This window comes from Streptococcus pseudopneumoniae, assembly GCF_001068775.1.
Taxonomy (GTDB): Bacteria; Bacillota; Bacilli; order Lactobacillales; family Streptococcaceae; genus Streptococcus; species Streptococcus pseudopneumoniae_N.
Genome location: NZ_JWAJ01000046.1, coordinates 1 through 205 on the forward strand (window position 1 = coordinate 1; position 205 = coordinate 205).

The window sequence follows — 205 nt, forward strand, 5'->3', positions numbered from 1 at the left end:
ACTTGTTGAGGCTGATGTACTTGCTGATGTGCTTGCCGATGTGCTTGCGCTTGTTGACGCTGACGTACTTGCTGACGTACTTGCACTTGTTGAAGCTGACGTGCTTGCTGACGTGCTTGCTGACGTACTTGCGCTCGTTGAGGCTGATGTACTTGCTGATGTGCTTGCGCTCGTTGAAGCCGATGTGCTTGCTGACGTACTTGCG

1 protein-coding gene is annotated in these 205 nt (G+C 52.7%); it reads left to right on the top strand.

Annotated features, from left to right (window positions below):
• A partial coding sequence (locus ADF68_RS11155) for a hypothetical protein (RefSeq protein WP_049548388.1) occupies positions 1-205 on the top strand: 205 nt, incomplete at both ends.